This window comes from Erwinia sp. Eh17-17, from assembly GCF_039675725.1.
Lineage (GTDB): Bacteria > Pseudomonadota > Gammaproteobacteria > Enterobacterales > Enterobacteriaceae > Erwinia.
In genome coordinates this window covers 115,009-137,342 of record NZ_JBDFQT010000003.1, presented here as the reverse complement: position 1 = coordinate 137,342, position 22,334 = coordinate 115,009, and the positions used below count along the sequence as shown (strand labels likewise).

The 22,334-nt window shown below is 56.3% G+C and carries 26 protein-coding genes; 3 read left to right on the top strand and 23 right to left on the bottom strand.

Features of this window, described 5'->3' with window-relative positions; genetic code table 11:
• Positions 1-65: 65 nt before the first annotated feature.
• A complete protein-coding gene (gene gspS, locus ABEH87_RS10575) occupies positions 66-437 on the top strand; it encodes a type II secretion system pilot lipoprotein GspS (protein WP_346576341.1) in 372 nt (123 codons plus the stop codon).
• Here the strand turns inward: gspS and ABEH87_RS10570 are convergent.
• The 14 genes from ABEH87_RS10570 to ABEH87_RS10505 form a co-directional block, all read right to left on the bottom strand.
• Positions 425-1,210, bottom strand: a complete 786-nt coding sequence (locus ABEH87_RS10570) for an A24 family peptidase (protein WP_346576340.1) — start codon at positions 1,208-1,210, stop codon at positions 425-427. The genes gspS and ABEH87_RS10570 overlap by 13 nt on opposite strands.
• A gap of 354 nt (positions 1,211-1,564) precedes the next feature.
• Positions 1,565-2,995 carry an N-acetylglucosamine-binding protein GbpA gene (gene gbpA / locus ABEH87_RS10565; RefSeq protein WP_346576339.1) on the bottom strand — a complete coding sequence of 477 codons (1,431 nt, stop codon included), beginning with the start codon at positions 2,993-2,995 and terminating at the stop codon, positions 1,565-1,567.
• Between the two features lie 223 nt (positions 2,996-3,218).
• Complete coding sequence (locus ABEH87_RS10560) at positions 3,219-3,659, bottom strand: type II secretion system protein (protein ID WP_346576338.1); 441 nt, start codon at positions 3,657-3,659, stop codon at positions 3,219-3,221.
• The gene (gspL, locus tag ABEH87_RS10555; protein ID WP_346576337.1) at positions 3,656-4,711 is read right to left on the bottom strand and encodes a type II secretion system protein GspL; all 1,056 of its coding nucleotides are present in this window, start codon (positions 4,709-4,711) and stop codon (positions 3,656-3,658) included. Before gspL ends, ABEH87_RS10560 begins: the two co-directional genes overlap by 4 nt.
• Positions 4,712-4,716: 5 nt before the next feature.
• Positions 4,717-5,610 (bottom strand): type II secretion system minor pseudopilin GspK, encoded by an 894-nt coding sequence (gspK, locus tag ABEH87_RS10550; protein ID WP_346576336.1) that lies wholly within the window; start codon positions 5,608-5,610, stop codon positions 4,717-4,719.
• Positions 5,610-6,170: a type II secretion system minor pseudopilin GspJ gene (gene gspJ, locus ABEH87_RS10545; protein WP_346576335.1), complete on the bottom strand. Its 561-nt coding sequence runs from the start codon at positions 6,168-6,170 to the stop codon at positions 5,610-5,612. The genes gspK and gspJ overlap by 1 nt, the downstream gene beginning before the upstream one ends.
• Positions 6,170-6,535: a type II secretion system minor pseudopilin GspI gene (gspI, locus tag ABEH87_RS10540; RefSeq protein WP_346576334.1), complete on the bottom strand. Its 366-nt coding sequence runs from the start codon at positions 6,533-6,535 to the stop codon at positions 6,170-6,172. Before gspI ends, gspJ begins: the two co-directional genes overlap by 1 nt.
• A complete protein-coding gene (locus tag ABEH87_RS10535; RefSeq protein ID WP_346576333.1) occupies positions 6,532-7,017 on the bottom strand; it encodes a prepilin-type N-terminal cleavage/methylation domain-containing protein in 486 nt (161 codons plus the stop codon). Before ABEH87_RS10535 ends, gspI begins: the two co-directional genes overlap by 4 nt.
• A complete protein-coding gene (gspG, locus tag ABEH87_RS10530; protein WP_346576690.1) occupies positions 7,017-7,451 on the bottom strand; it encodes a type II secretion system major pseudopilin GspG in 435 nt (144 codons plus the stop codon). Before gspG ends, ABEH87_RS10535 begins: the two co-directional genes overlap by 1 nt.
• Positions 7,452-7,475: 24 nt before the next feature.
• The gene (gene gspF / locus ABEH87_RS10525) at positions 7,476-8,675 is read right to left on the bottom strand and encodes a type II secretion system inner membrane protein GspF (protein ID WP_346576332.1); all 1,200 of its coding nucleotides are present in this window, start codon (positions 8,673-8,675) and stop codon (positions 7,476-7,478) included.
• Between the two features lies 1 nt (position 8,676).
• A complete protein-coding gene (gene gspE / locus ABEH87_RS10520) occupies positions 8,677-10,131 on the bottom strand; it encodes a type II secretion system ATPase GspE (protein WP_346576331.1) in 1,455 nt (484 codons plus the stop codon).
• Positions 10,131-12,065 carry a type II secretion system secretin GspD gene (gene gspD / locus ABEH87_RS10515; protein WP_346576330.1) on the bottom strand — a complete coding sequence of 645 codons (1,935 nt, stop codon included), beginning with the start codon at positions 12,063-12,065 and terminating at the stop codon, positions 10,131-10,133. Before gspD ends, gspE (ABEH87_RS10520) begins: the two co-directional genes overlap by 1 nt.
• 22 nt (positions 12,066-12,087) lie before the next feature.
• Complete coding sequence (locus ABEH87_RS10510) at positions 12,088-12,585, bottom strand: type II secretion system protein N (protein WP_346576329.1); 498 nt, start codon at positions 12,583-12,585, stop codon at positions 12,088-12,090.
• 24 nt (positions 12,586-12,609) lie between these two features.
• A complete protein-coding gene (locus ABEH87_RS10505) occupies positions 12,610-13,083 on the bottom strand; it encodes a hypothetical protein (protein ID WP_346576328.1) in 474 nt (157 codons plus the stop codon).
• Positions 13,084-14,013: 930 nt separating this feature from the next.
• On the opposite strand from ABEH87_RS10505, the gene mutT reads away from it, so the two are divergent.
• Positions 14,014-14,421, top strand: a complete 408-nt coding sequence (mutT, locus tag ABEH87_RS10500) for an 8-oxo-dGTP diphosphatase MutT (RefSeq protein ID WP_346576327.1) — start codon at positions 14,014-14,016, stop codon at positions 14,419-14,421.
• 10 nt (positions 14,422-14,431) lie between these two features.
• Here mutT and yacG read toward each other — a convergent pair whose 3' ends face one another.
• Genes yacG through coaE form a run of 3 tightly spaced genes read right to left on the bottom strand, consistent with a single transcriptional unit; the run spans position 14,432 to position 16,004 of the window.
• Positions 14,432-14,635 carry a DNA gyrase inhibitor YacG gene (gene yacG, locus ABEH87_RS10495; protein WP_346576326.1) on the bottom strand — a complete coding sequence of 68 codons (204 nt, stop codon included), beginning with the start codon at positions 14,633-14,635 and terminating at the stop codon, positions 14,432-14,434.
• 9 nt (positions 14,636-14,644) lie between these two features.
• The gene (gene zapD / locus ABEH87_RS10490) at positions 14,645-15,388 is read right to left on the bottom strand and encodes a cell division protein ZapD (protein ID WP_346576325.1); all 744 of its coding nucleotides are present in this window, start codon (positions 15,386-15,388) and stop codon (positions 14,645-14,647) included.
• Between the two features lie 4 nt (positions 15,389-15,392).
• The gene (gene coaE, locus ABEH87_RS10485; protein ID WP_346576324.1) at positions 15,393-16,004 is read right to left on the bottom strand and encodes a dephospho-CoA kinase; all 612 of its coding nucleotides are present in this window, start codon (positions 16,002-16,004) and stop codon (positions 15,393-15,395) included.
• Positions 16,005-16,252: 248 nt separating this feature from the next.
• On the opposite strand from coaE, the gene ABEH87_RS10480 reads away from it, so the two are divergent.
• Positions 16,253-17,293: a GMP reductase gene (locus tag ABEH87_RS10480; RefSeq protein ID WP_346576323.1), complete on the top strand. Its 1,041-nt coding sequence runs from the start codon at positions 16,253-16,255 to the stop codon at positions 17,291-17,293.
• A 51-nt stretch (positions 17,294-17,344) separates the two neighbouring features.
• Here ABEH87_RS10480 and hofC read toward each other — a convergent pair whose 3' ends face one another.
• From hofC to ABEH87_RS10450, 6 genes are all read right to left on the bottom strand, one after another.
• Positions 17,345-18,544, bottom strand: a complete 1,200-nt coding sequence (hofC, locus tag ABEH87_RS10475; RefSeq protein ID WP_346576322.1) for a protein transport protein HofC — start codon at positions 18,542-18,544, stop codon at positions 17,345-17,347.
• On the bottom strand, positions 18,537-19,937 hold the full coding sequence (gspE, locus tag ABEH87_RS10470) for a type II secretion system protein GspE (protein ID WP_346576321.1): 1,401 nt from the start codon (positions 19,935-19,937) through the stop codon (positions 18,537-18,539). The genes hofC and gspE (ABEH87_RS10470) overlap by 8 nt, the downstream gene beginning before the upstream one ends.
• Entirely contained in the window at positions 19,934-20,377 is a 444-nt protein-coding gene (gene ppdD, locus ABEH87_RS10465; RefSeq protein ID WP_346576320.1) for a prepilin peptidase-dependent pilin, read from the bottom strand. Before ppdD ends, gspE (ABEH87_RS10470) begins: the two co-directional genes overlap by 4 nt.
• A gap of 243 nt (positions 20,378-20,620) precedes the next feature.
• Positions 20,621-21,511, bottom strand: a complete 891-nt coding sequence (nadC, locus tag ABEH87_RS10460) for a carboxylating nicotinate-nucleotide diphosphorylase (RefSeq protein WP_346576319.1) — start codon at positions 21,509-21,511, stop codon at positions 20,621-20,623.
• 92 nt (positions 21,512-21,603) lie between these two features.
• Positions 21,604-21,990 carry a tautomerase family protein gene (locus ABEH87_RS10455; protein WP_346576318.1) on the bottom strand — a complete coding sequence of 129 codons (387 nt, stop codon included), beginning with the start codon at positions 21,988-21,990 and terminating at the stop codon, positions 21,604-21,606.
• A 3-nt stretch (positions 21,991-21,993) separates the two neighbouring features.
• Complete coding sequence (locus ABEH87_RS10450) at positions 21,994-22,314, bottom strand: carboxymuconolactone decarboxylase family protein (RefSeq protein WP_346576317.1); 321 nt, start codon at positions 22,312-22,314, stop codon at positions 21,994-21,996.
• Positions 22,315-22,334 lie beyond the last annotated feature (20 nt).

Genomic DNA, 22,334 nt, shown 5'->3' with positions numbered 1-22,334 from the left:
TTAATTAGCCAGCGGTAAGAGCAGGCAACGGTATAATCATCGGCTTTGTAAAACAGGTGATCAAGATGCGTATTCTCCCGCTGTTTCCTTTACTGCTTGCTGCACTGATGTTTACCGGCTGTCAGCGAGCTCCCCGTCCTGCCGGTGTGCCAACCCAGCTTTCCCAGCTCTCATCGCTGGTAGCCTCCGCCAGCTGGCTAAGACAGCATTGCAACCGTACTGATATTCCCGCTGATGACGTACTGACGTCGAAAGCGCTGGCGATTGCCGCACAGCGCGGATGGCCGACCGACTCCGCGTTCCGCCAGCAGCTGGCGCGTCAGGTGAGTGAACGCACCCGTGCGCTGGACGCTGATACGCCAACTGTCGCCGAAAAGTGTGCGGTGCTGAACCGGTCAGCTTCAGAGTTTATCAACTATTCGCGTCAGGACGTCTGAAGGCTGGCTGAGATCAGCAACAGCCAGGCGGCGGCGGCGAGAAAAGGACCAAACGGCAGCGGTTTCTGCAGCGGGCGGCGGTAAAAAACACGCGTCAGCAGTGCCCAGAAGATGCCGCTCAGCGAGGCGATCAGCAGCACATGGGGCAGCGGTTGCCAGCCGAGCCAGGCACCACAGGCGGCCAGCAGCTTGGCATCCCCCATCCCCAGGGCTTCTTTGCCCCGGCACAGCCGGTACCCGTGTGCCAGCAGCGCCAGGACCAGATAGCCAGCGATGGCGCCTGCCACGCTGTCATGCAGGTCAACGCCAGGCTTCCAGCCAGCCAGCGTCACCAGTAGCCCAAGCCATAACAGCAGTAGCGTTAGCGCATCGGGCAGCAGCTGATGCTGCGCATCAATCACTCCCAGCGCCAGCACTATCCAGCTAAACAGCAATACGGCCAGCAGCAGGGTGCCGGCGGGGAAAAGCACCCCAGCCAGCAGCGTCAGTAACAGGGTGACACCTTCAGTGAGCGGGTAGCGCCACGGGATACGCTGGCGGCAGTGAAAGCAGCGACCGTGCAGACACAGCCAGCTGAACAGCGGAATATTGTCCTGCCAGCGTAGCCTGTGTTTACACTGCGGGCAGTGGGAGGCCGGTAGCCAGAGGTTAAAGCCCGGCGGCGCTTCCCCGCGCACCATCAGCGGCAGACGCAGGATAACCACATTTAGCAGGCTGCCTGCTGCCAGCCCGGCGCAGGCCAGCAGGAACCAGTAGGCGGCTTCATCTGGCATGGGTCAACTCCGCCAGCGGTTGCTGCAAATATGTCTGTGGCTGGCGTGAGTGCCCGCCATGATTCACTCTTTTTTTCATGGTTTCCATCCCGGTGTCATGCGTGAATATTCCTGCTGTGTAGCCTAAATGAAGCAGTTGCCTGACGGCATCCTGTTGCCATATTTTCAGCTATGTTTTATTGCGTTTTACGCGCCGCGCCGCACTTTGATCCGGCGGCGGTTAAACGTAATGGCGGGTATCTCAATCAGTAAGAGGGGATCGGAACTGATGACGAGGGGAAAATACCAGTCAGACTTAACTGACTGGTATTACCCGGTAAGGGATTTATGCTACATGGACGTCAACATGAAGACTTAGCGGGTCGTTCCGGTTTCGCTCCAGGCATCCTGCCAGAAGCCGCCTACACCCGGCTCATACTGATTTGCCCCTGTGCTGTAAATCGTACACCAGCCGCTGGTTGGGCCTTTATTACACTCATACACCTTGCCATTTTTCGGCTGCAACACGCGGGTACCACCGGCATATTGCTTCAGGCGATCCGGGTAGGTGTACTGATAATCTGCACCGCCGGTGTTTTCATTAAGCTGAATATCAAACGACTGCTGCAAGGTTTTCTGGTCTTTGGTGATCCCCACCACCACCAGCCGGTGTTTTCCTGCTTTCATATGCGTCGCTTCTAGCTCAATTTTGTCCGTCACATCTTCAATCAGCTTGCTGCCGAATCCAACCAGCGTCTGCGACGCGTCGAACAGCTTGGCGTTGACCACCATGCTGCCGGTGGTGGTCACATTGATGCTGACAGGTGCCATACCATTGACGATAGTGTAATTTTTCTCCAGTCCGCTGACCGTCATGGTGGGCAGCTCCTGCTGTTGCGTATCCAGCTCAATCTCAACGCGGGTCAGTCCGCTGCCAGAGCGGGTGTAGAGAGTATTCATCCCCTCTACCGGATTAACCTCACCCTTGTTATTTTTCAGACCGGCATGCAGTTCCGGCTGCTCAGCGTTGATCTTTGTTGCCAGCGCTTTCGACCAGACGTTGATATCCCCTTCGCTGTCGCTGTTGATAGCCAGTGTGGTACTCAGCTCCGGGCGTTCATCCGGCCCAAAAACGCGGGTTTTCACACTATCGCCCGCTTTTAACGTCAGCTTAGGCGAAATATAACCGATACTTTTATTCCATTCGGAAGGCGCGGCATCTTCAAATTCGGCATCAATCACCTTATAGAAGGTGTTCCCGGTATTGGATATTTCCCAGTTGGCGTAAATCACCTGATAGCCGCTGCGCTCAGGGACCTGGCAGGTATGCGTGATGTTGACCGGCGGGACAGTTTCTTTGCCATCGACCTGGCAGAAGGGTTCTGACTCAAAAGAGGCGCGGGTCAGCGGCATGTTCGGATCCCAGTCCTGTTTCGTGATGTAGTACTTCCAGTTCTGGGTGGCGTGTACGGCGGTAAAGTGCCATGAGAAGGTGTTCTCACCCGCGTGCATTTTATTTTTTGCCCAGCGATCGCTGGTCTGTTCATTCAGCTTCACGCCGATATATTTCGACGGCCCATTGCCGCTGACCAGTAAGCCCTCTGGCGGCAGGTTCGCTTTTGGATAACCCTTCGGCGATTCGCCCACGCTTTGCGGTTCATATTGCGCATTACCGCACTGGGTATTGATGCCTTTCTGGCACATATAGTCACGCGACAGCGGTTCGGTGAGATAACCATGGGCGAAGACGCCACTGCTGACTAACAGAGAGGAAACTGTCAGCGCTACCTTATTGAATTTCATCATTTAAAATCTTCCATAATTACAAAAATTCATTAAATAACAGGTGGTAAGTGCCCGTCCGTTTCAGTGGAGACAGGCAGGTGCAGTCTAAGAAAAAACAGAGGAAGGGCGTGACTTATTGCCGCTTAAAATGCTTTTGTTACTGCCAGTAAGGCGTAAAAAGGGTCTCTTAATCCGCCTGTGCTGCCTGAAAAATGAAGGATAGCCACCCGGCGAATAAGCCCTGTCAGCGATCGTTGCGCAGTTCCAGGCAGGTAAGCCGCAGCGTAGTGTCATCCTGTTCCAGCCTCAGTCGGTAGGCCTGCAAGCGGTAGTGCTGCTCAAGCGCTATCATGGCGTTAAGCAAAGGTTGAAACTGCACGATTGCCGGCTCAGCTATCAGCACTCCGTCCGGAGTGTGCCGCAGCGGCAGGCCGGTCATGCGCTGCAACGTCCGGTCGTCGGGAATCTCCGGCCACGTCATTTTCATGCGTTCTTCCAACTGCTGCATCTGTTGCCAGGCCTGCTGGCGTCGCTGCAGTTGTCCGGCCGCCTGCTGCTGCCAGGCAACAGCGAAATAGCGCGCGTAGCCCAGGAGAGCCGTCAGCATGACGATCAGACACAGTACCAGCAATATCTTTTCGCGCCGCTGCCGGCTGTGCCAGAAATGATGCTCGCTTTGTTTCATGGTTTCCTGCCTATGGTTATGCTGTCCGGCCCCTGGCGAATAAGCTGAATACCGGGGATTTCTGCCCGCAGACGCTCTGCCGGTATCGGGGTTGAGAACTGCAAGCGCAGCTGCTGATGCCCGGCATTCCACTCCAGGGTTTGCAGTGGGAGGGCATTCAGACCGACCAGCAGCGCCTGAGAGTCAGCCATCAGCGACAGCAGCCCCGTGTTTGCCGGGAAGGATTCCCGCTGGTGCAGCTGGTGAAGGAAAGCCGCTGGCGGGTCTGCGGGGGGCTGCCCCGGAAAAAAAGAGTGATAGTGCTGCAACGTCTGCTCACTGAGCCGATCGCTGGCGCGTTGCAGCTGCCAGCCCTGCCACAAGGGCACCAGTACCAGGGCAGCAGCAGACAGCAGCAGCCCTGCCGCCAGCCGGTGTAGACTGTTACCCCAGGCGACAGAGGGGGCGAACTTACCGTGCAGCAGAGAAGGAAAGGGTGGTTTTTTTAGCGCGATTGCCGTCCATTCCACCTGAGGTAAACCGGCCAGTGAGGCATCGTGGGTTTGCAGCAGCGGCAGGTCGGCAACCGGCAGGCTCAGCCCGGCATACGGCAGCGTGCGCGCCAGCCACTGTTCCCCCAGCAGCGCGGCATGGCCGACAGGTAGCAGCAGAACATCCGGTAGCGCATACTCCACCGCAAAGCCGCTGGCTGCGAGACTCGCCAGCGCGGAGCTCAGCCAGCCGCTGTCGACAGCGACCAGATGCTGCTGCTGCGCCTCTTTTGCCAGCGTGGTGATATGCAGCGACCCGATGTCGCCCAGCGCCACGTCTTCCAGCTGCCAGCGCAGCGCCTGCCGGGGGATCTTAACGCCGTTGAGGTGGTAAAACAGGCAGCGCTCAGCGGGAATGGCCAGCCATCTCCTGTCGCCAGGAACAGCCGGAATAGCGCTCAATTCAGTACCCTGCCGCTGTTCACCTGTTGCGCTGACATAGCGCCAGCACAGCTGGCTGCGCCCGTGTCCACTGAAATAGAAACATAACAATCCGTGTTGCTTACGCGAGAATCTGACCATTTATCTTACTCACTGAGTCCGTACAGGCGGGCGCTAACCCGATAGCCGCTATCCTGCCGCTCAACACGGCTGCGCAGGGCGCTGAAAATTGTCGGATGGTCGCCCCGGATCAGCAGCTCGAAATAGCGACTGTGGGTGACCACGATGCTTTGCAGAGTGGGCAGCGCGGGTTCGAGCGCCTGATGGCTGATGTTTTTCACCATTTCACCGCTGTCCACCCAGCCAGCAGCGGGGCGCGCAGCCAGCATTTCTCTCAGCTGAAAGGAAGAGAGCTGCCCGGCAAACAGTGCGCTGAATAACGGCATCTGCTCCGGCTTCAGGCCGTTGACATTGATCGCCAGCCGGGTTTCCGGGGTTACGCACAGCAGCGGCTGTAACCGCCGCCACAGATCGGGCGTGACGGCAGGCAGGACGCGCAGCTGGCTGATTTCATCAAACAGTCGCCACTGATTTACCCCAGGATCCGGTTTGCCCACGGCGATCATCTGCTGCATCAGGGTGTTAGCCTGAGCAGCGGGCAGATCAAGGTTCTCCAGCATGTGCAGGAACACCTGGCGGGCAACGGAAGGCGTCACCCGGCCTTCCGCGTCAGGCGCGCTTTGCGGTAACAGGGCATTCAGATTGAAACAGGCCTGGCGATCGCGCAGCGCAAAGCGCAGCGGCTGGCTGCCGAACTGGCGTTGATGTACCACATCAGCGGGCCTGTCCAGCGGCTGCGTGGCGAGAAACCAGCGCTCGGCGCCCAGCAGATCCCACTTTACCTGCAGCATTGCCTGGCTGCTGTCAGTCAGCGTCAGTGCCTGCCTGGCATACTGCGTGCTGGTGGCGATCAGCAGCGTCATCATGGCGATAATCAGCAGGATCACCAGCAGCGCCATACCGCGTTGTCGCTGTAACATTACTGGCCCCCGCTCAGCAGAATAACCTTCACCAGTTCACCCTTATCGGCGGTGTGCAGCGTCACCTCTATCGCCTGCGGCAGGGTAAACGCGGCAGGCCAGCTATCGCGCCAGCCGCCAGCTGACCAGTAGCGTAGCGTCAGCCGATCAATGGCGTGAAAGCGTGCGGTGATCTCGTTGTCATCCGGGAGCTCACGCAGCAGGATGTCGTCTTCCAGCCGCCAGCGTACCCGCTGTAACGAGGATCGGTGCCCGGCTTCTGCGGGCAACGTGCCGTTGCGTCGGGTGAACTGCAACACGGTCGGTGGCATGTCGCTGAGAAATGCCGGGTGTACCGCCGCCATCATCGGGTTCCGGGCCGGGATCATTGCCTGCGCCAGGTCGCGTTCCAGCAGGGCGAACAGACGACCGGTCTCCTCCAGCCGGGTAACATGCTGACGGGTCTGCTCGCCGTTACGCATCATGCCCTGTAACAGCGAGTAGCCTGACAGACTCAGCAGGGCAAAGATCGCCAGCGTCAGCATCATTTCAATCAGTGTAAAACCGCGCTGCTGTTGCATCAGGGTTTCACCTGCCAGCTGTGCAGCGTCGCCAGCGTGTCGCGACGCGAGGGATCGCGGTATACCTCGATCTCCAGCATGCGGATGGCGGGATCGCTGGTGCTGGCACCGCGCCAGCGCCAGTACCAGCGCTGCCGTGCCATCAGACTGCTGCCATGCTGCCAGCTTTGTGGCGGCCAGCGTTGCTGAAGCTGCAACCGTGTCAGCTTATTATCCGCGACCAGATAAGCCACCTGTTTTTGTTCCAGGCGGGAAAGGTTACGCACCTGTTCGCTGCTGCTGTCGATCAGCGCAAGACCGGCAATCGCCAGCAGCGCCAACGCCACCATGACCTCCAGCAGTGTCATACCCCGCTGCTGCTTCACGGTGCCTCCATCAGCAGGGTTTCACCGTCCCGGCTGACGATTTCGCTGGCCGTCATGCCGGCACCGCTGACGCGCAGGGTAAAACCGGGCTGGCTGCCGTCGGGTACAAACAGCAGTGTGGCGGGCAGGGGCTGCACTCTGCCACGTACCCACGCACTTAACTGCATGCCCTCCGGCAGGTCCAGCTGCGCCAGGCGGTTACTCAGCCCCTGCCAGTGATAGCCGGTAAACGGCGTATCAGGGCCAGTGCTGCCCGGAGCCAGGCGAGCGAGTCTGACCTGGCGTTCACTGATTTTCAGCCGCATAACACCGCCGTCCAGCAGGGGCTGAGCCGCCGCATGACGTACCATTATCAGCAGTTTTTCTGCCTGCTGACGGGTGCTGGCGTGGGGTAATGTGGCGATGACGGCCAGCGCCGTGATGCCCATCAGCACCAGTACCAGCATCATTTCCAGCAGGGTAAATCCGGCCTCGCGCGACATCAGTGCGTATCGCTGCCAGACTGCCAGTTGGTAATATCGTCGCTGTTACCTGGCACACCGTCGGGGCCTGCGGAAAAAATATCGATGCTGCTCTGTGTTCCCGGGCTGATCAACTGGTAGTCGTTACCCCAGGGGTCCTGCGGCAGGCGGCGAATATAGCCATCACTGCGGTAATTGCGCGGCACCGGGGCCTGCGTCGGTTTCAGTACCAGCGCCCGTAATCCCTGTTCGCTGGTCGGGTAGCGGTTGTTATCCAGTCGGTACATATCCAGAGCATTTTCCAGCGTGACGATATCGCTAATCGCTTTTTGCCGCTCGGCGCGATCTTTGTTACCCATCAGGCTGGGGATCACCAGGCTGGCGAGGATGCCAAGGATGACGATAACCACCATCATTTCGAGTAAGGTAAAGCCGCGTTGATGTGAGCGATTCACGGTAATGTATTGTTCCATAATGATTTACCCTGTCAGATTGTTAAGTTGTAGAATCGGTTGCAGAATCGCCAGTACGATAAACAGCACCACTGCCGCCATGACGATCACCACCAGCGGTTCAAACAGGCTGACCGCCAGCGTCATCTGGCTGATAAACGCGTTGTCCTGAATATCCGCGCTGCGCGTTAACATACTGTCAATTTCGCCGCTGCTTTCGCCGCTGGCGATCATATGGCGCATCATCGGTGACAGCAGCTGCGTCTGCTCCAGCGCCAGCGTGAGGCTGCTGCCTTCGCGTACCCGTTCAGCGGCGTGTTGCAGCTGCTGGCGAATAAACTGATTGCTCAGCACCGTGGCGCCAATATGCATCCCCTCAAGGAGGGGCACCGCGCTGTTGCTGAGGATGCTCAGGGTGCGCGCGTAACGCGCCAGATTGAGATCGAGCACGATGCGACCCGCGACCGGCAGACGCAGTTTCGCCCGGTGCCAGCGCAGGCGGTATGCTGGCTGTTGCAGTAATTTATGAGCGCAGGCCGCTGCCAGCAGCAGTACCAGCAGCAGCGGAAGTGCGCAAAGACGTACCTTGTCGCTGATGCTCATCAGCAGGCGGGTAGAGAGCGGCAGCACCTGTTTCATATGGACGAACTGTTCGACGACGGTAGGCACCACGGTCAGCAGCAGCAGGGCGATCACCCCCAGGGCGACCAGCGTCAGCAGCAGCGGATAGATCAGGGCCTGGGTCAGTTTGCTTTTTATGTTCTGCGTTTTCTCGCTGTAGTCGGCCAGCTGTTCCAGCACGCTGCCGAGCCTGCCGGAGGTTTCCCCGGCGGCAATCATCGCCTGGTACAGCGGCGGGAAAATGGCAGGCCACAGAGCCACCGCATCAGCCAGCGCAGCACCTTCCAGCACTTTCTGGCGGATGGCGTGCAGCATGGTGCGGCCTGCGGGCCGGGTGGTTTGATTTTCCAGCGCCAGCAGGGCCTGTTCCAGCGGTAGCGCGGCGCTGACCAGCGTAGCCAGCTGTCGCGTCAGCAGCGTACATTCCGCCGCAGACAGCGGCCGTCGCCGGAAAAATCGTCCCTGACCCGACCCCATTAGCTGCAAGGAGAGCGGCTGTAGCTGCTGCTCGCGCAGACGCTGGCGCGCCTGTAGCGGGCTGTCGGCTTCAATCTCACCTTTGAGCCGCTCTCCCTGACGATTACTGGCCTGATAGCGAAAAAGCATCTCAGCCGCCCTCCCGTGTTACCCGCAGGATCTCTTCCAGCGTGGTCATGCCCTCGAGGACTTTCTGTAATCCGTGCTGATGCAGAGTCAGGTAATCCTCTGCCACCAGTTTGCTGAGCGGCTGTTCGCGCTGAGGATCGCTTATCGCCTGGCGCAACCTGTCGTCAATAGTGAGCAGTTCGTGGATCCCGGTACGCCCGCGGTAACCGCTGTGGTGGCACTGTTCGCAGCCGACCGCGCGCCACAGTCGGGCCACGGATAAGCGGGGGGAAAAATGTCTTAACTCGGCAGGCGTGGCGGCAGCCGGCTGGCGGCAGGCATCACACAGGCGGCGTACCAGACGCTGGGAAAGGACACCCATAAGCGAGCTGGCAAGCAAAAAGGGTTCTACGCCCATATCGCGCAGGCGTTCAATAGCACCAAAGGCGCTGTTGGTGTGCAGGGTGGACAGCACCAGGTGGCCGGTCAGCGAAGCCTGAACCGCAATCTGCGCCGTTTCACTGTCGCGAATTTCACCAATCATCACCACATCCGGGTCCTGCCGCAGAATGGCGCGCAGCCCACGGGCAAAGGTCATACCGACTTTATTGTTCACCTGTGTCTGGCCGATGCCCTCCAGCTCGTACTCGACCGGGTCTTCGATGGTCATAATGTTCTTGTCATCGCCATGAATCAGCTTCAGACCGGCGTACAGCGTGGTGCTTTTACCCGAACCGGTAGGGCCGGTGACCAGTAAAATGCCGTGTGGATGACTCAGCAGGCGTGCCATACCCTGCTGAACATGAGACGCCATACCGATATCGGTGAAATTCAGCGCCAGGCCGTTTTTATCCAGCACGCGCAGCACAATGCGCTCGCCGTGCTGAGCAGGCAGGGTAGAGACGCGCACATCAATATTTCTGCCGCCGAGACGCAGTGAAATACGTCCGTCCTGCGGCACACGTTTTTCCGCAATATCCAGCCGCGCCATCACTTTAATTCGTGACAGCAGATAGCGACTGAGCTGAACCGGGGGAGATAAAATCGGGCGCAGCATGCCGTCAATGCGAAAACGTACCGACACTGTTTTTTCAAAGGGTTCGATATGAATATCGGACGCCCCCATCCTGATCGCCTCGGTGAGAATGGCATTGATCAGACGGATCACCGGGGCACCATCCTCGCTGTCCAGCAGATCGCTATCCTGCGGCAGATGATCCACCAGGTCGTCGAGGTCGAATTCACTGCCCAGTGATTCAAACAGCCCGGCGGAGGCGCTGTTTTGCTGGTACACCTCGGCCACCCTGTGCCTGAACTGCGCTTCGCTGAGGGACAGCAGCGTACTTTGTGGCAGATAACGCCGGGCTTCGACGATCGCCGATAGCGGGCTGGCGCGGTGAAAGCAGATCGTTGCATCGGGCAGCAGCAGTACCTGATATTGCTGCACCCAGTGAAAGGGTAACAGGGGCTGATCCATCACTCACCCCGATAAAAAGCAGTGATATCACGCTGCATCTGTAGCAGTGCGTGGTTACTTGTCTGAGTTTGCAGCTGGGCTTTCAGCGCCTGCTTTAGCGGCCGATCCTCGCCAGCTTCATCAAGGTGTGAGCGGAACTTATCCCGTTTATCGTTACTGGCGCGGTCAAATCCCTGCTGCTGACGGATGATCGTCGGGCGGATAAACAGCATCAGATTACGCTTGCTCTGCTTATCGGAGCTGTAGCGAAACAGCCGGCCAATCAGGGGAATACTGCCCAGCAGCGGGACTCTGCTCTCGGCACGATTGTGCGAGGTGTCAAGCAGCCCGCCGACCACCACCGTGCTGCCGCTGTCGACCAGCACGGCGTTTTTCACCAGACGGGTATTAAAGGTCGCGCCGAGCGGATCCCCGTTGCTCTGCTCCGCCACGCTGGAAACCTCCTGTTCAATTTCCATCAGTACCGAGTCTCCGGTATTGATCTGCGGCTTGACCTTCAGCTTGATGCCGACACTTTTCCGCGCCACCGCGTTGAATACGCCATCGCCCGTGGTGGTTTGTGAACCGGTAAGGATGGGCACATCCTGGCCGACGGTGAATTCCGCCTCCGTGTTGTCCAGCGTCACGATGCTGGGGGTGGCGAGGATATTATTCTGACCATTTGTTTGCAGAGCGCTGAATAATCCAGCCCAGTTGCCGCGATAAAATCCGGCGGTCAGCCCGTTAGTTTTACTTATCGCTTCAGCGAAACTGCTGCCCGGCAGCGTACTGACGGGCGTATCCGTGGCGGGGAACTGTGTGCCGCCTCCACGGGTATTAAACCACTGTACCCCCAGCGCCAGACCGTCAGCGTCCTGCACTTCCACGATAATCGCCTCTACCTGGACCTGCGGACGGCTGATATCCAGCCGCTGGATAATCTCCGCCAGATCGCCCATCACGTCAGGCGGAGCGTTGATGATCAACGCATTGGTGTACGCATCCGCCTTGACGACAATATCTTTCATTACGCTGACGGCATTGCTGGTTTTTCCTTCCCCCTTATCCTGCAAAGAACTGCCAACCCCGCTTAACACTTCCAGCAGGTTTTCAGCCTTGGCATGTTGCAGGTAGAACACCCGCGAGTGGCTGTGGCTGTCATTTCGGGTATCCAGATTGTGTGCGGCCTCGATCATCCGCTGGCGCGCCAGCGCTTCTCCGGTGATTAACACGGCATTTGTCCGTGGGTCTGCCACCGCTCTGGCGTAGGTTTTGTTACCCTCGCTAAATCGGTGTTCACCGGCGAGTTGATTGAGAATGTCGGCGATCTGAGCTGCGGAGGCCCACTGAAGTTTCACGTTATCAATGGTGTTATCCTGCGGCCGATCGATGCTTTCAACCATCGATACCAGCTGCTGGACAACGGCGGCTCTGCCCGTCATCAGCAGTACATTGGCAGGGTCGTAATGCACCACGCTGCCTGCCGCCGCATCGTTAAGCTGGCGCAGCAGCGGCGCCAGATCTTTCGCTGTGACATAGTGCAGTTTCACCACGCGGGTCACCATTTCATCACCGCTGGCCTGACTGTCACCGGAGATAAACGGTATCGCTGCACTTTTTGCATTTTTCGCCGGGATGACCTTTACCACGCCATTTTCCATGCTGATAGCGGCAAAACCGTACACGTCGAGCACGCTGAGGAAGAACTGGTAATACTGCGGCGCGGTCAGCGTTTCATAGCTGCGCACGCTGATTTTTCCTTTCACCGCCGGATCGATAATTACGGTTTTATTCAGCGCCTTGCTAACGGTGGTGATAAACGCGTCAATATCGGTATTCTGGAAGTTTGCCTGGTAACCTTCTGCCTGCGCTGTGTGAGAAAACAGCAGGCTAATCAGTAAGTAAAACAGCGGGCTGATGCCTGTGAGGCAATAGCCGGGGACGATGAACTTCATAAAGATTCCTTGGTAAACCCGCTTATTTAATGAACAGGGATTCATAGCGCCCCTGATGCCTAATCACCACGCGGTCGGGGAAAATACGTACCACGACAGCATCCGTTGACGGCAGCGTGTTGCCTTTCGTCACGATGACCTGCTGACTCCCGGCCTGCAACACCGCCATGGAGAGTGAGGGCTGGCTGTTGCTCAGCAGCCCGCTTATGACAAACGGCAGGGTGCTTGGCGGCGCCTGCAGCAGCACCGCGTCAACAGGTTCGCCGTCCTCTGGCGCGCTAAGCTGCTCAGGTGCGGTAAACCAGCGCAGCGCACTCAGCGCTGCATAGCGCTGTGGTGTTAATGCCTGGACTGTATTGATTGCCTGATATTGCGGCACTGGCAGCGCAGGTATCGGATCATTAAACGCGGCAGTAAACGCCGCGACAGGTAATATCACGCCGGTCACTTTCAGCCGGACAGGCGTCATCATTCGGCGAAAAATAAAGTTAACCGCCGGGCTAATTTTTTCGGTCATCATGCAGATGGAATTAATCAAAAATAATTAACGGATAGCATTTAATAACCATTTTCGCAGGGAGGGCCAGCTGGTTTTTTCTGTTTTTAACGGGACTTTTTCCTGAGTGACTTCATGCCGCTCGTGGCAAGCGGCTTCACTGGATATTTTTCTGAGTAATGGTTCATTGATTTTTAATCCGTAATAAGGGATGGTTATCAATATGTCACCGGGAAGTTGATGTCTCTGAAGAAGTGCCCGAAGTTGAAATATAAGTTGATGGTAGTTGTTGTCACGAATGCATTGATGGTTTTCATACCAGACAATATTAATAAGATCTCTTTTGTTATTTATCTTTCTTAACAGGCAGCTGAGTAGTCTTTTTTGTGTTTCACTCAAAGGAATGATGAGTTTTTTACAGGGGATATTTAGTACATTGATCTGACAATCTACGACTAAAATGCTCTCGAAATTGACGTGATCAATATCGAGAATCTTTTCGCATTGTTCAACGCTTAACATTGTAGATATTCCTTGTTAATTTCCACGTCACCTGATGAATTTTTAGTGATTCTGACAGAGGTAAATGTCTATGAAAAAATATCCCATGCAATGTGCATCATGTTTTGTAATGGGGTGGACCTGCATCCTCGTCGGAATCGCAGGATATAGAACACCAGCGGTTTTCTGCAATACGACAGGGAGGGTTAATTTCATTACGTTGTCTCATTACCATGATTTTTATAAAATTTATTTTTTTTCTTAACGAATTAATAAGGCATTAAAGCATTTTGGCTGAAGCAAGTAAGGCGTTTGATTTCTTGACACTTGTTGCAAATGTAAAAAAAAAGGATTTTTTCCATTACCAGCACATTCTTTTTTGAATGTTATTACCTGAGCAGAGATGTTTTACAATGGCTAAAACACCAAGGGTAATCAGGATGGAAAAGGTTAGACAGAAAACACTATGTACCTGGTGGCATGAACTGGTAAGAGCTCTGTCATCTGACAGCGCTGAAATTCTCCATCGATTAAATATATTAATATCTCGTGTCATCATTGATACTCCGCTAAAAAGAACAGTGACCGTGTTAATGTAAATGACAATATGTATCAGGATTGCCAGTACACTATGTTTATTTCCCCGTCTTTGTTATCAGGCTGACCATGCCTGAAAGCCAGTGCAAAAAATCTGTGGCGGGGAATACCTTTCCATTTTCCTCCTTTAATTAACAGGCTGTGACTATTCCTATTAATACTGCACGTGCGGTTGGCGACACACCCTAAGAAAATACCTTCTGATGGTAAACAGAATCGGCCTTAATCTTCTTACGGGCTAAGGGGCTTTAAGTTTTATTCTGTCAGTCCGGGTGCTGACCAACGCAGGACAGTCTCTGCTATCGGTGTTAAAGTAGCGCGGCTAACATTCAATTTTTTTGCAGAGTGAAGACGATGAAACATCTCCAGGTCGCGGTGGGCGTTATCCGTAACAGCCATCAGCAAATTTTTCTGGCACAGCGTGCTGCCAGCTCGCATATGGCAAACATGTGGGAATTCCCCGGCGGGAAAATTGAGAGCGGTGAAACACCAGAACAGGCGTTAAAACGCGAATTGCAGGAAGAGACGGGCATTGAGGTGCTGAGCGCCAGCGCCTGGGGCAGCGCCGATCATACTTATGACGATCTGCGCGTGACGCTGCACTTCTTTATGGTTGAGCAGTGGAACGGAGAACCGTACGGGCGTGAAGGCCAGCCTTCACGCTGGGTCGCACAGGCTGAGTTGCAGGCCGATGAGTTTCCACCCGCCAATGCTGAGCTGGTCGTGCGCCTGAAAGCCGAAGCGCAACAGACCCAGCCTTAACCCGTGTTATTTAGTCGCGATCCAGCAGCTGCTCGCTCCAGCTTTCATTATCATTCAGGCCGTCGCTGCTGGGAATACGCTTCTCTTCAGCGGCCCATTCGCCGAGGTCGATAATCTGGCAGCGCTTGCTGCAGAAGGGTCGCCAGCTGCTGAGTTCATCCCAGATCACCTGCTTGCCGCAGGTCGGGCAGTTCACCATGGTTACATCATTCATACGATTACCTTAACAACAGGCCAGCTCGAAATCGAAGCGGGCAGGAACTTCACCACGTTCACTGTCCAGCGGCAGAAAACGGATGGCATAGCGGCTCTTGTGGCCGGAAATCTGAGGGTATAACGCATCATCCAGCCGCAGCTGCATACGCAACAGGTCTGCTCCTTCCGCGTTATCCTGGAAGAATCCATTCAGGCTGGTATGGTTGCGGAAAATACCAGACTGACGGATGAGATCGAGGATCATCGTCAGCGCCTTATGCATCGGGGTGAGGGAGTTTAGCCAGTTTGTCACCTGCTGGTCACGCAGGTGCTGTTCAATATGTAACCAGATGTGCAGCGTCGGCAGGTCGAAACTGCAGCAGCCACCAGGGATACTCAGACGCTGACGCACCAGACCGATAAGGCGCTCTTCGCGTAACAGTTGGCCCATACGCGGTGCGGCCATCAGCGCGGTACCACAGCTCTTCAAGTCACTTCTCAGCGTGTCAATGCGTGCCATATCAACGCCGGGGACTTCAGCCCAGCCAAGCAGTTTTTGCTGCTGGCGCTCCAGCTCTTTTAACACCTCAGTGCGCAACTCACCACGTTCAAAAACATCCAGCAGTTCGGCTGCATTGCGGAAAAACGTCAGGGCACCAAGATGGTCAACAATTTTCTGACTGGCGATAAGCTGTTTTAATAAAAATTCGATACGCAGCCAGGTACGCATTTTTTCATTCAGAGGGTGCTCAAATAGAACGGTTGTGCTCATACTGTTAATCCCGAAAGGCTGCCGTCGCCAGCGCCAGATAACGCTGATGGAGTTCGGCAACATGTGCGATCACCGTATCAGGTGACCCACAGTTATCAATAATGTCATCTGCAACGGCCAGACGAGCTTCACGCGTCGCCTGGGCAGCAAGAATGTGTTCGGCCTGCTCGCGACTGATATTGTCACGGCGCATGGTGCGGATCAGCTGCGTTTCACGATCCACATCTACCACGAGTACGCGGTTAGCCAGATGCTGCAAATTATTTTCTACCAGCAGCGGTACCACCCACAAACACCAGGCTGAACGCGTTAATGCTAACTGCTGTTGCGTAGCCGCGTGGATAAGAGGATGTAACAAATTATCAATCCAGCGCTTCTCCTGCGGTGAACTGAAAATCTTTTGACGCAAAACGGCACGGTTTAATGAGCCATCCTGGTGCAGGACGTCATTGCCAAAGTGGTCATGAATGTTGGCCAGGACGGGCTGCCCCTTCCCGACAACCTGACGGGCGATCACATCGGCGTCGACAACATCAACGCCCAGCCCGGCAAAGGCGTTTGCAATGGTGCTTTTTCCGCTGCCGATACCACCGGTCAGCGCCACGATATAGCGCATAGGTCTGACTCTCGCTGCCTTGCTGCACTGTCTTTTGCGGCGTTGACACAAATATGTGGCGCAGATCACAAGACAAATTCACAGGTAAATTTCCCAGATTGTAACGTAAATAAAGTCAGTTTCGCAGTCTTGTCGGCGCGTTTTTAGCGCGTATGATAGCGTCACTGGAGCTGGCATTCAGCTTGTGACCACAAGCGTAGCTTGTAAGGTGCATCCTTGCACCCACGCCATCAACCAGGAAACCAGTCATGCGTATTGAAGAAGACATTAAGTTAGGCTTTAAAGATGTTCTTATCCGGCCAAAGCGTTCTACGTTACAGAGCCGTTCTCAGGTTGAACTTGAACGTCAGTTCACCTTCAAGCATTCTGGCATCGCCTGGTCTGGCATACCGATCATTGCTGCGAATATGGATACCGTCGGCACGTTCAGCATGGCGGAAGCACTGGCTTCATTTGACATTCTTACCGCAGTCCATAAACATTACAGCTTTGAACAGTGGCGGGCATTTGTCGATCGCGCATCACCTGCTGTACTTCAGCACGTCATGGTGTCCACCGGCACTTCTGAGGCCGACTTCCTCAAGCTCCAGCAGATCCTCGCGCTGTCGCCTGCGCTTAACTTTATCTGCATCGACGTGGCTAATGGCTACTCTGAACACTTTGTCGCCTTCCTGCGCCGCGCTCGCGAGGCCTGTCCGGGGAAAACAATTTGTGCCGGTAATGTCGTGACCGGGGAAATGGTTGAGGAGCTGATCCTCTCCGGCGCGGATATCGTTAAGGTGGGTATCGGTCCAGGTTCTGTCTGTACAACTCGCGTAAAAACGGGGGTTGGCTATCCCCAACTGTCCGCCGTCATTGAGTGTGCTGATGCGGCGCACGGACTCGGCGGACAGATCGTCAGCGACGGTGGCTGTTCGGTGCCTGGCGATGTCGCAAAAGCCTTTGGCGGCGGCGCAGATTTTGTCATGCTGGGCGGCATGCTGGCCGCTCACGACGAGTGTGAGGGAACGCTGGTTGAAGAGAATGGCGAGCAGTTTATGCTGTTCTACGGTATGAGTTCAGAGTCAGCGATGAAACGGCATGTGGGCGGCGTGGCGCAGTACCGTGCCGCAGAAGGCAAAACCGTGAGGCTGCCGCTGCGCGGTCCTGTTGAACTCACCGCGCGCGACATTCTCGGCGGTCTGCGTTCAGCCTGCACCTACGTCGGGGCCGAAAGGCTGAAAGAACTGACCAAGCGCACGACGTTTATCCGTGTCAATGAGCAGGAAAACCGAATTTTTAACCGCTAAAATGCCCGTGGCGCTCCTGTTCCCCCGTCCTGCCGGTCGGGGGATCCATCGTTAACCCAGTGCGTCCCCCAGGCGGAATACGGGCAGGTACATTGCCACCACCAGCGTACCGACAATTCCCCCGATCACCAGCATCATCAATGGCTCCAGCGCGGCTGCCAGCGTATCGGCTAACTGGTGAGTTTGTTGCTCATGCCAGTTTGCCAGCCTGACCAGCAGCGTATCCAGCGAGCCTGACTCTTCCCCGACTTTGACTAACTGATAACACAGCGGTGTAAATAACGCGTGTGACTTCATCGCCTGATGAAGAGGGTGACCGGTCTCAATATGCCGCTGGAGCTGTGCGATGGCTTCGCGCCAGAGCAGCGGAGACAGGGTTTTTTCCACGGCCTGCAGGCTTTGCAAAAGCGTCAGCCCGGCATGATGCGTCAGCGCGAGCGTCGTGAAAATCTGGCCGAGCAGGCTGCCCTTATATAAGGCAGCAATCAGCGGTAAACGAAGTAAAAGACGCTGTTCGCAGCGCTGCCAGTTCGGAGACCTCCTGTGCTGAGTTTTCCACAATATCCCGACAGTAATTATCAGCGCCATCAGCCATATAGCCTGCTGCTGTAGCATCTGAGAGAGGGCGATGACTGCGGCGGTAAAGGCGGGCAGCGGGGCGTTGAAGGTGTCATAAATAGCGACGAATTCTGGCAGGACAAAGACCAGCATTCCGGCACTGACCAACAGTGCTACCGCCAGAATAAATAGCGGATAGCGCAGGGCTTTTTTTACTTTCAGCTGCAATTGTTGCTGCCGCTCCTGCTGATCTGCCAGCTGCTGGCAGCATTCGTCCAGCTCACCGGTCAGTTCACCAATGTGAATCAGCGCCGGATACAGTGCCGGAAATACGTCCGGCCACTGTGCTAAAGCCTGCGAAAAAGGCTCCCCGGTTGAGATGCGCTGCTGCAAGTGAAAGAGCAGGGCCTGCCAGGCAGGGTCAGGATGATCTTCCCCCAGGAGCTGTAAGCAGCCCGGCAGCGACATTCCCGCTTTCAGCAGCGTGGCCAGCTGGCGAACAAAGGCCGTTTTTTCAGTCCACTGCCAGTGGCGGGAGCCGTAACGGCGGGCACGAGAGACCTTTAAAGGGTACTGATGCAATGCTGCCAGATCGTCAGCAATCTGGCCCGCACTGGTGGCAAAACCAGCACCCTGGTGCAGTTTTCCCTCATCATCGATAGCCTGCCAGCGATAAAGAGTGCGTTCATTCATCACTGCCCCCTGTTACCCGGTTTAACTCTTCCAGCGTGGTGTCACCGCGGTTCACACAGTGAAGTCCCTCAACAAACAGGGAATTCATGCCCTGCTGCCGGGCAATTTCTGCCAGCTCTTCCGGGCGTGCTGATTTTGCCAGCGCATTTTGTAACCGGGCGGAGATCGGCAGCATTTCAAACAGCGGCAGGCGACCATAGTAGCCAGAGAAGCACTGTTCGCAGCCGACAGCACGCCAGTTCTGTACGGTGCCTGGCCAGACATGAGGAGGAAAGTGGGCTGTCGCCTCTGCGGTCTGGCGGCAGTGCGGACAAAGCTTACGCACCAGGCGTTGCGCCACCACCAGTTTAAGTGCAGAGGCCAGCAGGTATCCCGGTACTCCCATCTGACCCAGACGTACCAGTGTTTCAGTCGTCGAATTAGTGTGCAGCGTTGAGAGGACCAGATGGCCGGTCTGAGCGGCTTTCACGGCGATCTCAGCAGTTTCACCGTCGCGGATCTCGCCGATCATAATGACGTCCGGATCCTGGCGCAGCAGTGCGCGCAATACCCGATGGAAGTCCAGGCCCGAACGGGGGTGAATCTGTGTCTGATTAACGCCAGCCATCGGGATCTCGACGGGATCTTCGACGCTGCATAAATTGCGCGTGGCGACATTCAGCCAGCTGAGTCCGCTGTAAAGAGTAAAGGTTTTCCCGCTACCGGTAGGTCCGGTGACCAGAATCATGCCCTGTGGGCGGGAAAGCGCCTCGCGATAACGCTTCAGGAGCGGCGGGGACATGCCGAGGTTTTCCAGAGCAATAGCCCGGATATCGCTTTGCAGCAGGCGCACGACGGCTTTTTCACCAAAACGTGTCGGCAGAGTCGACAGGCGGAATGACTCATTTTTATGATTGAGTGACCGCGAAAACTGCCCGTCCTGTGGCACTCTGCGTTCAGCAATATCCAGACCTGCAAGGATCTTTAAGCGGGCAATCAACGACGCGCTGTGTTCAAACCCTGCGACGGGCAGCACCTGGAGTACACCATCGACGCGCAGCCGAATACGCACAGCGTTTTCCTGCGGCTCAATGTGAATGTCAGAGGCCCGTTTTTGCAGGGCCTGATTCAGCAGGGCATCTATTTTTTCCACCGCGCTGCCCGTCGGTTCTTCCAGACCGTCAGGCGTGGCAGGAGGGGCGGGGTTCGTCTGGCGTGAAAATTGCTCAAGCCTTGCCTGGGGCCAGCATTCGACGTCGATGGTGCTTTGGGTGGTGAAGCGCAGCGCGGCCATCATCTCGTGGCCGGGTGCCTCCGCCATGGCAATATGCAGCCGGTGTGCGCTGCACTCAAGAACGATCGCCCCGTACCGCTGGCAGATCGTCTCTATTGCCCGCTGAGTTTCTGGCATCATGGGACCTGTTCCTCATCAAAACGGAACACCTCCTGACAGGCCTCCTTCAGGCTGATATTTCCGCTGCTGCAACTGCGTTGCCAGCTTAACTGACCGTCATTGCTGTCCCACTGCGGGGTCAGTTTGACGCTTAACCCCTGCAGGCTCTCCTGACCGGTAAGGGTAATCACGCCTGCATTTGTGGTCAGTGCGGAAACATAGCGCGAGGTCCGTTCAGCAGGGACACCGTGACTTCCCGCACTGCAATTACCGCTCCCCCCGTGTTCAAGGCTGCACAGTTCGACGGCGGTTTTATACGGCATTGCCGTCTGCAGCATATCCGTCAGCGCCGCTTTTTGCAGATAGCCCTGGTAAGCGGGCAGGCCAATGGCGCTGAGAATGGCAATGATGGCAATAACAATCATCAGTTCGATCAGGGTAAAGCCCTGCTGTGGGATCATGGCAAACCTCCTTGTGTAGTGAGGCTGGCAACATAACGGGGGCGGCTAAGGGTACGCCAGCGGCAAACTGCCGTTTTCAGAGGCAGGCCGTAAAGCGTTTTTGCACGTTGCAGCGGGGAAGATAATGTCTGGAAAATGCCTCGCAAAATCAGAACGCGGGCAGAAAAAAGGCCAGCACGGTCGGCTGGCCTGGAGTACAACGGGGTCACTGGCAGACGCTATGTCACCTGAGCGTCGTTCCTCTTAACGAAAGCGCATCGACAGGTCGAGGGCACGCACATGTTTGGTCAGGGCACCCACGGAAATATAGTCCACTCCGGTCTCGGCAAAAGTTCGCAGAGTTTGGTCGGTGACGTTACCCGATACCTCAAGCAGCGCGCGGCCATCACTCACTCTGACGGCTTCACGCATCTGTTCAACGGTGAAGTTGTCCAGCATCACGATGTCGGCCCCGGCCTTCAGCGCCTGTTCGAGTTCATCCAGCGACTCGACTTCCACTTCTACCGGCACATCCGGGTGCAGCCAGAGGGCTTTTTCAACCGCTTTGGCAACCGATCCGCAGGCAATAATGTGGTTCTCTTTAATCAGAAAGGCATCGGACAAACCCAGACGGTGATTAGCACCGCCACCGCACAGCACCGCATATTTCAGCGCCGTACGCAGCCCTGGCAGCGTCTTACGGGTATCGAGCAACTGCGTCCCGGTGCCTTCCAGCAGAGCGACGTAGCGGCTGACTTCTGTTGCCACGCCGGAAAGCGTCTGCACAAAGTTCAGGGCGGTACGTTCAGCCGTAAGGATCAGCGGTGCCGGGCCAGTCACCTCGAACAGGGTTTGATCGGCGACGATGGCATCACCGTCATCAACGTGCCAGACAATCTGCGTTTTATTACCCAACTGGATAAAGACCTCTTCGACCCAGCGTTTGCCGCAAAAGATACCCGCTTCACGGGTAATCACCACCGCATGGGACGGGGTGTCGGCGGCCAGCAGGCTGGCGGTAATGTCCTGGCAGGGGTCGATTTCACCCCCCAGGTCTTCACGCAGTGCCTGGGCGACGCCAGGGGGAATATCGTCCTCAATACGGCCCATTAATTCAGCGCGGCGGCTGTCCGGATCGTAACGGCGGGATGTCATGATCAAACTCCGAAAGGTCGGATAACAGAGGCTGACATGCTAGCGTGTTTATACCGCCCATGCCAGCGGCTGCCGCGCGATCGTTCACCGTTCTACACCGGCCAGTGAAAGGGTTGCCCGCTGGCGAAAGACCAGTCCTCAGGCTGGGTAAAACTCAGTGTGACCATCACATCTTCCGGGCGTACTGTCAGTTCAGAGGCCAGTCGCTGTGACAGATGATAATAGAACTGTTCTTTTTGCTGCGCAGAACGAGGTCTGCCTGCGGTGATATGAAACCAGATAAAACCCTCAGAGCGCGGGCCGCCGAGGTAATCGCGCGAGAATACCCGCTGGCCTGGTGCATATTCATCCAGCAGCTGGAAACAGTCATCCGGTGGCACATCGAAATAATCGACCAGCGTGCGGTGCAGAATCTCAGACAGTGTTTTTTTGAAATCGGGTGTGGTTCCGGCGGGCAGGGCAATACGGCTAAAAGGCATCGGTTACTCCTGGGTATCGTGGTTGGGTTGCGGCAGCAGGCTCAGGGCAGAAACGGCGGCAGGCCAGCCGCAGTAAAACGCCAGGTGCGTCATCACTTCGGCCAGCTCGGTGTTCGTCAGGCCGTGCTGTCGGGCAAAATCCAGGTGCCAGGGTAACTGCTGTTGGCGGCCCATGGCGATTAACGCCGCCACGGTAATCAGGCTGCGTTCACGCTTGTTCAGTTCTTCACGCTGCCAGATAGTGCCAAACAGAGTGTGTTCGGTAATAGCGGCAAGGGCAGGGGCTACGCTGGCCAGGCTGTCACGGTCGAGGGAGGTCGTCATGCCGGAGTTCCTTTATCAGA

What these genes read in the sequence shown, in the direction of transcription:
- ABEH87_RS10570 (WP_346576340.1), bottom strand. Translation starts at nt 1,210, where the DNA reads ATGCCAGATGAAGCCGCCTACTGGTTCCTGCTGGCCTGCGCCGGGCTG.
- ABEH87_RS10455 (WP_346576318.1), bottom strand. Translation starts at nt 21,990, where the DNA reads ATGCCTTTTAGCCGTATTGCCCTGCCCGCCGGAACCACACCCGATTTC.
- gspF (WP_346576332.1), bottom strand. Translation starts at nt 8,675, where the DNA reads ATGCTTTTTCGCTATCAGGCCAGTAATCGTCAGGGAGAGCGGCTCAAA.
- zapD (WP_346576325.1), bottom strand. Translation starts at nt 15,388, where the DNA reads ATGAGCACAACCGTTCTATTTGAGCACCCTCTGAATGAAAAAATGCGT.
- nadC (WP_346576319.1), bottom strand. Translation starts at nt 21,511, where the DNA reads ATGACATCCCGCCGTTACGATCCGGACAGCCGCCGCGCTGAATTAATG.
- ABEH87_RS10450 (WP_346576317.1), bottom strand. Translation starts at nt 22,314, where the DNA reads ATGACGACCTCCCTCGACCGTGACAGCCTGGCCAGCGTAGCCCCTGCC.
- gspL (WP_346576337.1), bottom strand. Translation starts at nt 4,711, where the DNA reads ATGGTCAGATTCTCGCGTAAGCAACACGGATTGTTATGTTTCTATTTC.
- ppdD (WP_346576320.1), bottom strand. Translation starts at nt 20,377, where the DNA reads ATGATCCCACAGCAGGGCTTTACCCTGATCGAACTGATGATTGTTATT.
- gspK (WP_346576336.1), bottom strand. Translation starts at nt 5,610, where the DNA reads ATGTTACAGCGACAACGCGGTATGGCGCTGCTGGTGATCCTGCTGATT.
- ABEH87_RS10535 (WP_346576333.1), bottom strand. Translation starts at nt 7,017, where the DNA reads ATGTCGCGCGAGGCCGGATTTACCCTGCTGGAAATGATGCTGGTACTG.
- coaE (WP_346576324.1), bottom strand. Translation starts at nt 16,004, where the DNA reads ATGCGCTATATCGTGGCGCTGACCGGTGGTATCGGCAGCGGAAAAAGC.
- ABEH87_RS10560 (WP_346576338.1), bottom strand. Translation starts at nt 3,659, where the DNA reads ATGAAACAAAGCGAGCATCATTTCTGGCACAGCCGGCAGCGGCGCGAA.
- gspJ (WP_346576335.1), bottom strand. Translation starts at nt 6,170, where the DNA reads ATGCAACAGCAGCGCGGTTTTACACTGATTGAAATGATGCTGACGCTG.
- ABEH87_RS10510 (WP_346576329.1), bottom strand. Translation starts at nt 12,585, where the DNA reads ATGATGACCGAAAAAATTAGCCCGGCGGTTAACTTTATTTTTCGCCGA.
- ABEH87_RS10480 (WP_346576323.1), top strand. Translation starts at nt 16,253, where the DNA reads ATGCGTATTGAAGAAGACATTAAGTTAGGCTTTAAAGATGTTCTTATC.
- gbpA (WP_346576339.1), bottom strand. Translation starts at nt 2,995, where the DNA reads ATGATGAAATTCAATAAGGTAGCGCTGACAGTTTCCTCTCTGTTAGTC.
- gspE (WP_346576331.1), bottom strand. Translation starts at nt 10,131, where the DNA reads ATGGATCAGCCCCTGTTACCCTTTCACTGGGTGCAGCAATATCAGGTA.
- mutT (WP_346576327.1), top strand. Translation starts at nt 14,014, where the DNA reads ATGAAACATCTCCAGGTCGCGGTGGGCGTTATCCGTAACAGCCATCAG.
- gspS (WP_346576341.1), top strand. Translation starts at nt 66, where the DNA reads ATGCGTATTCTCCCGCTGTTTCCTTTACTGCTTGCTGCACTGATGTTT.
- gspD (WP_346576330.1), bottom strand. Translation starts at nt 12,065, where the DNA reads ATGAAGTTCATCGTCCCCGGCTATTGCCTCACAGGCATCAGCCCGCTG.
- gspE (WP_346576321.1), bottom strand. Translation starts at nt 19,937, where the DNA reads ATGATGCCAGAAACTCAGCGGGCAATAGAGACGATCTGCCAGCGGTAC.
- ABEH87_RS10505 (WP_346576328.1), bottom strand. Translation starts at nt 13,083, where the DNA reads ATGTTAAGCGTTGAACAATGCGAAAAGATTCTCGATATTGATCACGTC.
- hofC (WP_346576322.1), bottom strand. Translation starts at nt 18,544, where the DNA reads ATGAATGAACGCACTCTTTATCGCTGGCAGGCTATCGATGATGAGGGA.
- yacG (WP_346576326.1), bottom strand. Translation starts at nt 14,635, where the DNA reads ATGAATGATGTAACCATGGTGAACTGCCCGACCTGCGGCAAGCAGGTG.